The 11467-nt window shown below is 64.8% G+C and carries 10 protein-coding genes; 4 read left to right on the top strand and 6 right to left on the bottom strand.

What is annotated here, in order from left to right:
• Positions 1 to 375: 375 nt before the first annotated feature.
• From prmC to WCJ41_RS17290, 6 genes are all read right to left on the bottom strand, one after another.
• Positions 376 to 1221 (bottom strand): peptide chain release factor N(5)-glutamine methyltransferase, encoded by an 846-nt coding sequence (prmC, locus tag WCJ41_RS17315; protein ID WP_336907087.1) that lies wholly within the window; start codon positions 1219 to 1221, stop codon positions 376 to 378.
• Positions 1211 to 2290: a peptide chain release factor 1 gene (gene prfA, locus WCJ41_RS17310; RefSeq protein ID WP_336907086.1), complete on the bottom strand. Its 1080-nt coding sequence runs from the start codon at positions 2288 to 2290 to the stop codon at positions 1211 to 1213. The genes prmC and prfA overlap by 11 nt, the downstream gene beginning before the upstream one ends.
• A gap of 39 nt (positions 2291 to 2329) precedes the next feature.
• Entirely contained in the window at positions 2330 to 2782 is a 453-nt protein-coding gene (gene dtd / locus WCJ41_RS17305; RefSeq protein ID WP_336907085.1) for a D-aminoacyl-tRNA deacylase, read from the bottom strand.
• A gap of 9 nt (positions 2783 to 2791) precedes the next feature.
• A complete protein-coding gene (locus WCJ41_RS17300) occupies positions 2792 to 3946 on the bottom strand; it encodes a helix-turn-helix domain-containing protein (RefSeq protein ID WP_336907084.1) in 1155 nt (384 codons plus the stop codon).
• A 136-nt stretch (positions 3947 to 4082) separates the two neighbouring features.
• Positions 4083 to 6350, bottom strand: a complete 2268-nt coding sequence (gene ptsP / locus WCJ41_RS17295; protein ID WP_336907083.1) for a phosphoenolpyruvate--protein phosphotransferase — start codon at positions 6348 to 6350, stop codon at positions 4083 to 4085.
• Positions 6351 to 6440: 90 nt separating this feature from the next.
• Positions 6441 to 7700, bottom strand: a complete 1260-nt coding sequence (locus WCJ41_RS17290; protein WP_336907082.1) for an aspartate kinase — start codon at positions 7698 to 7700, stop codon at positions 6441 to 6443.
• Positions 7701 to 7867: 167 nt separating this feature from the next.
• Here WCJ41_RS17290 and ubiG point away from each other — a divergent pair, with 167 nt between their 5' ends.
• The 4 genes from ubiG to groEL all read left to right on the top strand — a co-directional run.
• Complete coding sequence (gene ubiG, locus WCJ41_RS17285; RefSeq protein ID WP_336907081.1) at positions 7868 to 8608, top strand: bifunctional 2-polyprenyl-6-hydroxyphenol methylase/3-demethylubiquinol 3-O-methyltransferase UbiG; 741 nt, start codon at positions 7868 to 7870, stop codon at positions 8606 to 8608.
• Positions 8608 to 10065 carry a xylulokinase gene (gene xylB, locus WCJ41_RS17280; RefSeq protein ID WP_336907080.1) on the top strand — a complete coding sequence of 486 codons (1458 nt, stop codon included), beginning with the start codon at positions 8608 to 8610 and terminating at the stop codon, positions 10063 to 10065. Before ubiG ends, xylB begins: the two co-directional genes overlap by 1 nt.
• A gap of 189 nt (positions 10066 to 10254) precedes the next feature.
• Complete coding sequence (gene groES / locus WCJ41_RS17275; protein WP_336907079.1) at positions 10255 to 10545, top strand: co-chaperone GroES; 291 nt, start codon at positions 10255 to 10257, stop codon at positions 10543 to 10545.
• Between the two features lie 48 nt (positions 10546 to 10593).
• The coding region (gene groEL, locus WCJ41_RS17270) for a chaperonin GroEL (RefSeq protein ID WP_336907078.1) at positions 10594 to 11467 on the top strand (874 nt) is incomplete at its 3' end.

Genomic DNA, 11467 nt, shown 5'->3' with positions numbered 1-11467 from the left:
CCGCCACCGCAGCGGAGGTGGCGGTTGCGGTTACGGTTCTTGTGAGTCGGTCTCATCGATATTCCATCTTCAGACTTGGTCTGACTTTAGGTTGCACGCATTTGCCTCACGGGAACCTGTGGTTCCGCGGCAATTCGGTTTCACATCTGCTCAGAAAATGAGCGTATTCAAGTTTAACCCGTTGGTTTGAGAAGGCTTTTGCCAGCGGCGCGAGTCCCGGAGGGCTCTTGCCATATCCCCGCCTGTGCTGATTTCAAGTGGGCTCTTGCGCCATCCCGGCGCTGCCCCCACGTCGTTCCCGGCACCAATACAAAGGGCAGAAAGCGTTTCTGACTCCTACTTAGCCCACAGGCCCCTCATTTCCAAACGCTATTTTTAAGTGCGGTTAAAGCCGAGGCAGCGGGTATGCCCGCCCAGGTCGTGGTGTCGCCCGGCCGTCTGAAACCCCTGGGCGGCGAAAATGGCCTCGACATCATCGGCCTGGCCTGCCCCGATCTCGACCAGCACGTGGCCCCCCTCGCCCAGATGGGAGGCGGCGCCGGATGCGATGACGCGATAGGGGCCGAGGCCGTCGGCGCCTCCGGAAAGCGCCAGTGTCGGGTCGAAATTCCGTACATCGGGAGCGAGCCCTGCGATTTCGCCAGCCGGGATATAGGGCGGGTTCGACAGGATGATGTCGAAGGTGCCGGAGACCGGCGCGAACCAGCTGCCCTCCAGCAGCGTGAGGCGATCACCGACGCCGAGGCGGGCGGCATTCGAAGCCGCGACGGCGAGGGCCTCGGGTGACAGGTCGGTGGCCATGCCGGTGGCATCGGGCCGCTCGGCCAGCAGCGTGATGGCGATGGCGCCGGTTCCGGTGCCGAGGTCGAGGAGGCTGGCGCCCTTCGGCATCACCGCCAGCGCCGCCTCGATGATCGTTTCGGTGTCAGGCCGCGGGTCGAGCGTGGCAGGCGTCACCATGAAGACGCGGCCATAGAATTCGCGTTCGCCAAGGATGCGGGACACGGGCTCATGCCGCTCACGGCGGGCCACGAAGCCTTCAAAGGCCGCGAGCTGCTCCCGCATGAGGGGCCAGTCCGGGCCGAGGATGAGGTCTTCCCGGGTGAGCCCCGCCACAGCCTGCAGCAGCAATCGCGCGTCGAGCGTCGGGGTGTCGGAGCCCGCCGCCTTCAGCCGCGCGGTGGCGGCGGCGAGAAGGCTGGCGAGATTGTCAGCCGGCATTGTCCGCTTCAGCCAGAAGCTCGGCCTGGTGATTGGTCATCAGTGCCTGCACCATTTCCTCCAGCGCCGGGCCCTCGATGATCTGGTCGAGCTTGTAGAGGGTGAGGTTGATGCGGTGGTCGGTGCAGCGCCCCTGCGGGAAATTATAGGTGCGGATGCGCTCGGACCGGTCGCCCGAGCCCACCTGGTCCTTGCGGGCCGCGGAACGCTCGGAATCGATGCGGTTGCGCTCGATCTCATAGAGGCGTGCTCGCAGCAGCTTCATGGCGGCGTTCTTGTTCTTAAGCTGCGACTTCTCGGTCTGCTGGGCAACCGCGAGGCCGGTCGGGATGTGGGTGATGCGCACCGCCGAGTCAGTCGTGTTAACCGACTGTCCGCCAGGGCCGGACGAGCGATAGACGTCGATCCGCAGGTCCTTGTCCTCGATCTTGATGTCCACGTCCTCGGCCTCGGGCAGCACCGCGACGGTGGCCGCCGAGGTGTGGATGCGCCCTTGAGTCTCGGTGGCAGGCACGCGCTGCACGCGGTGAACGCCGGACTCGAACTTCATGTGCGCAAAGGCGCCGGCGCCATAGATGTTGGCGATCACTTCCTTGTAGCCGCCGTGCTCGCCCTCGCTGGTCGAGATCACCTCGACGCGCCAGCCCTTGGAGGCTGCGTAGCGCTGGTACATGCGGAACAGGTCGCCCGCGAAGATCGCCGCCTCGTCGCCGCCGGTTCCGGCGCGCAGCTCGAGGATGACGTTCTTGTCGTCGGCGGCATCCTTCGGGAGAAGCAGGATGCGAACCTCCTGCTCCATCTTCTCGATCTTCCCCTCCAGCAGCGGGCGTTCGGCCTGAGCCATCTCCGCCAGTTCGCCGCCGGCCTTCATCATCTCGTCGAGATCGCGGCGCTCGTCATAGGCCTTGCGTAGCTCGCGGGCCTTCTTCGCGGTGGGCTCGAGGTCGGCATATTCCTTGGAAAGCTTGACGAAGCCATCGCCCGATACCGCACCCGACGACATGTCGTGTTCGACGGTGGCGAAGCGCTGGATGAGGCGGTCGAGCTTTTCTTGGGAAATGGTGGACATGGAGCGGGCTTCTAGCGGAACCGCCCGCCGGTTGGAAGCTCAGTCCTTGGCCGCAGTGTCGAACAGGATGGTCACCGGGCCGTCGTTGACGAGGTCGACCTGCATGTCGGCGGCGAAGATGCCGGTTTCGACCGCCAGGCCCTCGGCGCGGAAAATGGCGCAGAAATGCTCATAGAGCCTCTGGCCAACATCCGGCGGGGCAGCGTGGGAGAAGCCGGGCCGATTGCCGCTTTCCATGCCTTGTGCGGCCAGCGTGAACTGGCTGACAGCCAGAACGGAGCCCTGAACGGCGGAGAGGGGCAGGTTCATCTTGCCCACCTCATCCTTGAAAATGCGCAATGCGGAGATCTTGCGGGCGAGTTTCTCGGCTTCCTTCTCGCTGTCGCCACCCATGGCGCAGACGAGAACGAGAAAGCCACGGCCGATGGCGCCGGTAACCCGGCCATCGACCGTGACGGAAGCTTCCGAAACCCGCTGGACGACGGCGCGCAAGGCCCCGCGTCAGGTCTCGAAGGACTTGATGTCGAGCGAGCGGCCGACCAGGATTTCACCCGGCGTGCCGAGGATGCCCTTTTCCTTGCCGTCGATGACATAGACGAGCAGACCGCCGTCGCGCGCGATGACCACGAGGCCATCACGGTTGGGCACGCGGTAGGTGTCGCCCTTCATCAGCATCTGGGTCATCACCACGTTGCCGTTGGAGTCTTCGATCCTGACCCAAACCGGGGCCTTGGCCTTGAGCGTCAGGCGGCTGTCGCCTGCGGCGTCGCCATATTGCTGGCCGCCGCTCTTGTTCGGCGTGGCCGTGGCAGCAGCCGGGGCGGGCGAGGTGGAGGCGGTGGCCTGCGGCACGTTCTTCTCGATCAGCGCCGAGATGCCATCGAGGCCCGTGCCATCAAGATCGTTCTCGCCTTCGGGCTGGACGGCCGCCGTCTGGGTTTCCTGCGCCGGCATCGGCTCGCTGCCCACCGTCACATCGGCGGTGTCGGAACCGGTGGAGGCCGTCGGCATCGGGTCGGCGCCCGGAGGCGGCGGTGCTGCCGGATAGTCCGCACTGCTCATGTCGATCGTCTTGTCCGGCGCCGTGTCGGCGCCCGGCATCAGCAGGTAGCTCGCCGCACCGAACAGCAGCACGGCACCGGCGAGGCCGGCAACGAGGCCACCGGCACCGCCGGGAATGCGGCCCATCTTCATCTTCGGCAGCTTCGCGGCACGCGCGAAGGCCAGGATCTTGGCGCTCGAGAGCGGACCCGGGTTGGCCGGGTGGCGCACCTCGGCGGCGAGTTCCGGAACCGGCATGAATTGCGCGAAATGCTGCACCAGCGGCTCGGGGTCGAAGCCCAGATAGGCCGTGTAGGCGCCGATCATGCCCAGCGCTTCGGCGCGCTGCGGCAGGCAGGTCATGTCGCCGTATTCGATGGCTTCGAGGTGATAGGGATGGATGCCGCAGCCTTCTGCCGCATCTTCGAGCGAGAGGCCGCGCATCAGGCGCTCATGCTCGAGATACCAGCCGGCCTCGCCGAGCGGGTCGGTCTCGCCGTCAGGCTTGTCGCGGATTTCGAGGTGGTGGACGGCCTCCTCGTGGTGGGCGGCCTCCTGGTGCATTTCCACCGAGGCCTGGGCCTCACCGGTCATCTCGACGCTGTCATCACGCATGATACCACTCTCGGGCACTGTTTACCTTTTGCCCAAGAATGACCGAGAATGGTGAATGGGAAGCTAACGCGAAGCCTGCGATACTAACTTACATTGCTAGCAATTCGTTAACCAGTCGAAGCAGCGGCAGGGCGGGCTAAAGCAAAACGCCGTTGCGCTGGGCGAACTCGAGGAGCTCCGGCCGCAGCGTGTGGAGCGGGCTCTTCAACAGCGGCTCCATGAACTTCCACAGCTTCTCGCGGTCAAGCGAGCGCAGCATGGCCTTCACCGGGCCGATGGCCGAGGGCACCATCGAAACGGAGGTGAGTCCGACGCCGATGAGGCCCATGGCCTCCAGCGGGCGGCCGCCCAACTCGCCGCACAGCGTGACGGGCTTCTTGTGTTCTGCCGCCTTCTCGACGATGAGGCGCATGGCGCCCAATGCAGCAGGGCTCAGCGGATCATAACGCCCGGCAAGCTTCGGGTTGCCGCGGTCAGAGGCGAAGAGGAACTGCACCAGATCATTCGAGCCGATCGAGGCGAAGTCGACCAGTGGTAGCAGATGGTCGAGCTGCCAGAGCAGCGACGGGATCTCGATCATGGCGCCGAGCTTCAAAGGCGTCGGCAGCACGTGTCCGCGCTTGAGGAGGTACTGCTTCTCGAGCTCCACCACCTCCACGGCACGCTTGTATTCCTCGACGTCGGCGATCATCGGGAACATGATCTTCATCGGCTGGCCTTCCGACGCCATCATCAGGGCGCGAAGCTGCAGGCGGAGAAGGGCCGGCCGGTCCAGCGCCATGCGGATCGAACGCCAGCCCAATGCCGGGTTCTCCTCCTTCGGTTGGCGGAGATAGGGCAGGACCTTGTCAGCCCCGATATCAAGCGTGCGGAAGGTGACGGGCTTGCCTTGCGCCTGTTCGATGATGGCACCGTAGTGGCGCATCTGCTGCGAGAGCCTGGGAAAGCGGCTTGCCAGCATGAACTGCAGCTCGGTGCGGTAGAGGCCGACACCATCGGCACCTGAATCATGGAGGTGCGGCAGGTCAACGATCAGCCCTGCGTTGATGTTGAGCTCGATCCGCTCGCCCGAGCGGCAGATGGCGGGCTCGTCACGGAGCGCCGCATACTGCGCCTGCTTGCGGGCATAGAATCGCACCTTCTCGGCATAGGCGCGCTGAAGGTCCGTGGACGGACGAACGAAGATCTCGCCCGTTCCGCCGTCGACGATGACGGGGCTTCCGGTATCGACGAGGTCGATCAGCCCTTCTGCCTGGCCGATGGCGGGAATGCCCAGTGCGCGGGCGACGATGGCGACGTGGCTGGTGCGCCCGCCCTCCTCCAGCACCACGCCGCGCAGCTTCGTGCGGTCATAGTCGAGGAGTTCGGCGGGGCCCATGTTGCGGGCCACCACGATGGCGTTCTGCGGCAGATCGGTGCGCGAGGCGGTGGCGATGGCGCCCGTGAGGATGCGCAGCAGGCGGTTCGACAGATCGTCGAGATCATGCATGCGCTCGCGCAGGTAAGGGTCCGGCGTGCGCATCATGCGGGCACGGTTATCGTTCTGCACGCGCTCCACCGCGGCTTCCGCCGTGAGGCCGGTGTCGATCGCCTCGCGCAGACGATTCATCCAGCCCTTGTCATGGGCGAACATGCGAATGGTTTCGAGCAAGTCTGAATATTCGGTGGCGCCGCGCTGCGCATCCGAGCCGTCGAGCAGCTCGTCGACGTGGGCACGAAGCTGCGCCACCGCATCTTCGAGGCGGCGCCTTTCGGCCGGCACGTTTTCGGCGATCAAATTCTCGATGACGACGCGCGGTTCGTGCAGCACGGCATGGCCGAGCGCCACGCCTTCAGCGAGAGAGTCGCCGCGCAGGTGGTGGCTTCTGACATGCGCGACGTCGGCAGCGACTTCGCTCGCCACCTCGCGCAACTCGCCCGCGGCGATGACCTCGGCCAGCACCATGGCCGTGGTCTGGAGGGCTTCCTCTTCCTCTTCGGTGTAATGCCGGCGCGTACGGTTCTGCACGACGAGCACGCCGATGACCGCACCACCGCGCATGATCGGCACGCCGAGGAAGGAGTGGTAGATTTCTTCGCCCGTTTCGGGGAGGTATTTGAACGAGGGATGCTGCTGCGCGTCAGAGAGATTGAGGCCGATCGCCTGCTCGGCGATGGTGCCGACGAGGCCCTCGCCTGACTTCAGCTTGGACTGGTGCACAGCCTCGCGCTTGAGGCCCTCGGTGGCATAGAGCTCGACGATATCGCCCGGCCGCATGACATAGATCGAGCAGACCTCGGCCACCATGTTGGCGGCGATGATCTGGACGATCTTGTCCAGGCGCTTCTGTGCTGTGACCGGCTCCGCCATGACCTCGCGGAGCCGCTTAAGCAGGACGCGCGGGCCGAGGGCGGAGGTTCCCATCAGCCGCCGTCCCCGCGTACGGAGACGCGGACCGCTTTCGAGCGGCCGGCCTTCGTCATGGTATGGCTGATGATGAGGCGCATGTGTCTATCAGGCAACCTTCGCGTCGAGGCCATAGGCCGTGTGCAGCGCCCGCACCGCGAGCTCGGTATAGGCCTCGTCGATCAGCACCGAGGTCTTGATCTCGGAGGTGGTGATGGCCTGGATATTGATGCCCTTGTCGGCGAGTGCGCGGAACATCTTGGCGGCGACACCGGCGTGGCTGCGCATGCCGATGCCGACGATCGACACCTTGGCGACATCGGCCGAATGGCTAAGCTCGTCGAAGCCGACCTTGGAGCGGACAGCATTGAGCACTTCGAGCGCCTTGCGCAGGTCCTTCCTGGCCACCGTGAAGGTGATGTCGGTGAAGGAGCCGTCAGCCGAGATGTTCTGGACGATCATGTCGACCGAGATATCGGCCTCGGCGAGCGGGCCGAAGATGGCGGCGGAAACGCCGGGCTGGTCTTTCACACGGCGGACGGAGACTTTCGCCTCGTCACGGGAATAGGCGACACCACTGACGACATGCTGTTCCACGATACGTTCCTCATCGCAAACGAGTGTTCCGGGACCGGTCCCGTCGGGCTTGTTCTGGTTCGGCGCATCAGGCGCCTCGAAGCTGGAGCGCACCTGCAGGGGCACCTTATACACCATCGCGAGCTCGACCGAACGGGTCTGCAGCACCTTGGCGCCAAGGGAGGCCTGCTCCAGCATCTCCTCATAGGAAATGCGGTCGAGCTTCTGGGCGCCGGTCACGATGCGGGGGTCAGCGGTGTAGACGCCGTCGACGTCGGTATAGATATCACAGGAGGCATCAAGTGCTGCGGCAATAGCCACGGCAGACGTGTCAGACCCGCCACGGCCCAGCGTGGTGATGCGGCGGTCCGGGCCAATGCCCTGGAAACCGGCGATCACGGCCACCTGGCCCTGGTCCATGCGCTTGCGGATCTCGTCGCCGTCGATGCCGGCGATGCGGGCGGCGCCATGGACACCGTCAGTTTTCAGGGGGATCTGCCAGCCCTGCCAGGAACGGGCCGGAATGCCAAGGTCCTGCAGCACGATGGCGAGGAGGCCGGCAGTGACCTGTTCGCCCGAGGCGACCACAGCGTCATATTCACGGGCGTCATGGACGGCGGCGGCCTCACGGCACCAGCCGACGAGCCGGTCGGTCGTTCCCGACATGGCGGAGACGACCACGGCCACGTGATGGCCAGCCTTGACCTCGCGTTCAACGTGACGGGCGACGTTGCGGATGCGGGCGATATCCGCAACCGAAGTCCCCCCGAACTTCATAACCAGACGGCCCATCGGCCCTAAACCTTTCATGTCCCCTGCCGCCCGGAAACCCCTCCTCGGGAGGTCCGGCTGATGGTCAACTCTGAAGGAATTTGAACCCCCGGGTGCGGCGCGGCGTACTCATAGATGACAGGCTTCGCTTATGCAATAATGCCCAAAGCATAAAATTGGATTTCAGAATGACCGCCGCTGCCCCCTCCCTCGACCCGTCCGAAGTCGCCAAGTTCTCGGCCATGGCCGCCGAATGGTGGAACCCCAAGGGCAAATTCGGCGTGCTGCACGTCTTCAACCCGGTCCGGCTGCAGTTCATCAAGGAGCAGGTGACGGCGAGGCTGGCCCGCGACCCCCTCGAGCGGGAGCCCTTCAAGGGCCTGCGCTTCCTTGACATCGGCTGCGGCGGCGGACTGCTGACAGAGCCCATGTCGCGGCTTGGCGCCTCGATCACCGGGGTGGATCCCTCGGAAAGGAACATCAAGACGGCGACCGTTCACCGGGACGAGATGGGCCTCGACATCGACTACCGGGTGGGCACCGCCGAGGACCTGGCCGCGGCAGGCGAACAGTTTGACGTGATCCTCAACATGGAGGTGATCGAGCACGTGGCGGACCCGCAAGCCTTCACCCGCACCTGTTCCGCCATGCTGAAGCCGGGCGGGCTGATGTTCGTCGCCACCCTCAACCGCACGCTGAAATCCTTCGGCCTTGCAATCGTGGGTGCCGAGTATGTGCTGGGCTGGCTGCCCAAGGGCACCCACCAGTGGGAGAAGTTCATCACGCCTGCCGAACTCAAGGGTTGGCTCGGCGACAACGGCTTGACGGTGAAGGAAGAGCTGGGCGTCACCTACAGCCCCTTCACGCGCGCCTGGAAGGTGAGCCGCGACATGGACGTGAACTACATGCTCGTGGCCCAGAAGGGCTGATGTACCTCGGCATCGACATCGGCACCTCCTCCGTCAAGGCGGTGGTGGTGGACGGGGAGCAGCACATCCTCGCCACCGCGACGGCACCGCTCGCCGTGTCGCGTCCGCAGGAACTGTGGTCGGAGCAGAACCCGGAGGACTGGTGGGCGGCGGTTGAACAGGCCGTCTCCGAGTTGCGCCACAAGGCAGGCACGGCCTGGGCTGACATCAAGGCCATCGGGCTTGCCGGCCAGATGCATGGCGCGGTGCTGCTGGATGAGGCGGGCGTGCCCATTCGCCCCGCCATCCTGCACAATGACGGGCGCTCGCATGCGGAAGCCGAAGAGTTGAACCGTAGGCTTCCGGAGATCGGCACCATCGCCGGCGTGCCCGCCATGCCGGGCTTCGCCGCCCCGAAGTTTCTGTGGATTGCGCGCAACGAGCCGGACGCAGTCGGGCGCACCCGGCATCTGCTGCTGCCCAAGGACTATGTGCGCTTCCGGATGACCGGCGGCTTCGCCACCGACATGTGCGATGCCTCAGGCGCTCTGCTGCTGGATGGGGCGAAGCGTGACTGGTCGCCCGCAATTGCGGCGGCAGTGGGCATTCCGCTGGCGATGCTGCCAACGCCGCTCGAGGGCTCCACCGTTTCAGGGCTGCTGCAGGGCGCGGTGGCGAAGGCGTGGGGCCTGGCACCCGGCACCATCGTGGCCACAGGTGCGGGCGATGCGGCGGCGGGGGCTGTCGCGAGCGGAGCCGTGAACGAGGGCGACGCCTTCATCTCGCTGGGCACCGCGACTCAGTATTTCGTGGCGCGTGAGAGCTACCACCCGGCGCCCGAACACCTGATTCACACCCTCTGCCATGCCCTGCCCGGCCGCTGGTTCCAGATGGCGGCCCTGCTCAATGGTGCCGGCGCACTCGCCTGGGCGGCGGGCCTGCTGGGCCGAGCGGACATCGGCAAGCTGCTGGAGGACACAGAGCGCGCCTTTACCGGGCCCTCGCCTGTGCTGTTCCTGCCCTATCTTTCGGGTGAAAGGACGCCGCACAACAACCCCCATGCCAAGGGCGTCCTGTTCGGGCTCACTCCTGCCACCACGCCGGAACAGGTGACTCAGGCCGTGCTGGAGGGGGTCGCCCTGTCGCTCGCAGATGCACAGGATTACCTAGAGGCAACCGGCAAGTTGCCGGACCGCATTGCGGTGAACGGCGGCGGATCGAAAAGCCGCTTCTGGATGAAGATCCTGGCCAGCGCCCTCAACAAGACCGTGCTGCTGCAGGATGGCTCCGAAACCGGCCCCGCCTTTGGTGCGGCACGCCTCGCCCGGCTGGCGGCGACCGGGGAAGACCCTGAAGTGGTTTGCAGAAAGCCGGGAATTGCGGCCGAGGTGGCACCCGATCCGGCCCTGGCTGCCGCTTATGCCGAAAAGCTGATCAAATTCCGCAGTCTTTACAAGGCTGTCGCATCGCTTTTCTAGGGTCGGGCGGGGACCGGCCTAAATTTAACCCTGCCTGCTGCCTGCCCCTTGACGGAGCGCGCGCTCGGACCTATCTCTTCCCCTAGCTGCTAGCACTCAGCCTATCAGAGTGCTAACAGGGCTGGCCTCCCGAGGGAGACGGTCAGTTTAAAAACCTCAAATAATGTAAATATGACGAGGAGTTACCACATGAAATTCCGTCCTCTGCACGACCGCGTTGTTGTCAAGCGCGTCGAGGAAGACACGAAGACCAAGGGCGGCATCATCATTCCGGAGACCGCCCAGGAGAAGCCGATGCAGGGCGAGATCATCGCCGTGGGTCCGGGCGCTCGTGACGAGTCCGGCAAGGTCGTTGCTCTCGACGTCAAGAAGGGTGACCGCGTTCTGTTTGGCAAATGGTCGGGTACGGAAGTCAAGATCGATGGCACTGAGTACCTGATCATGAAGGAATCCGACATTATGGGCGTGCTGAACAAGTAAGCCCGCACCGTTTGATGTTTCAATTCAGTTATCACAAGGACGACACTCATGGCTGCTAAAGAAGTCCGCTTCGGCGGTGAAGCTCGCGAACGGATGCTTCGCGGCGTCGACATTCTCGCCAACGCAGTGAAGGTGACGCTGGGTCCCAAGGGCCGCAACGTCGTCATCGACAAGAGCTACGGCGCTCCGCGCAGCACCAAGGACGGCGTGACCGTCGCCAAGGAGATCGAACTCGAAGACAAGTTCGAGAACATGGGCGCCCAGATGGTCCGTGAGGTCGCTTCCAAGACCAACGACCTCGCCGGCGACGGCACCACCACCGCCACCGTTCTGACCCAGGCCATCGTCCGTGAAGGCGCCAAGAACGTGGCCGCCGGCATGAACCCGATGGACCTGAAGCGCGGCATCGACATGGCCGTCGCCGTCGCCATCGAGGACATCAAGAAGCGCGCCAAGAAGATCAAGGGCTCCGCTGAAGTGGCCCAGGTCGGCACGATCTCCGCCAACGGCGAAAAGGCCATCGGCGACATGATCGCCGAAGCCATGCAGAAGGTCGGCAACGAGGGTGTGATCACCGTCGAGGAAGCCAAGACCGCCGAGACCGAACTCGATGTCGTCGAAGGCATGCAGTTCGACCGCGGTTACCTGTCGCCCTATTTCATCACCAACGCCGACAAGATGATCGCCGAGCTCGACGACGTCTACATCCTGCTGCACGAGAAGAAGCTCTCGTCGCTGCAGGCGCTGCTCCCCGTGCTCGAGTCGGTCGTCCAGACCTCGAAGCCGCTGCTGATCATCGCCGAGGACATCGAGGGCGAAGCCCTTGCCACCCTCGTCGTCAACAAGCTGCGTGGCGGCCTCAAGGTCGCGGCCGTCAAGGCTCCGGGCTTCGGTGACCGCCGCAAGGCCATGCTGGAGGACA

Origin of the sequence: Aestuariivirga sp. (assembly GCF_037139295.1) — a bacterium.
GTDB lineage: Bacteria > Pseudomonadota > Alphaproteobacteria > Rhizobiales > Aestuariivirgaceae > Aestuariivirga.
This window is presented reverse-complemented; position numbering and strand designations above follow the sequence as displayed.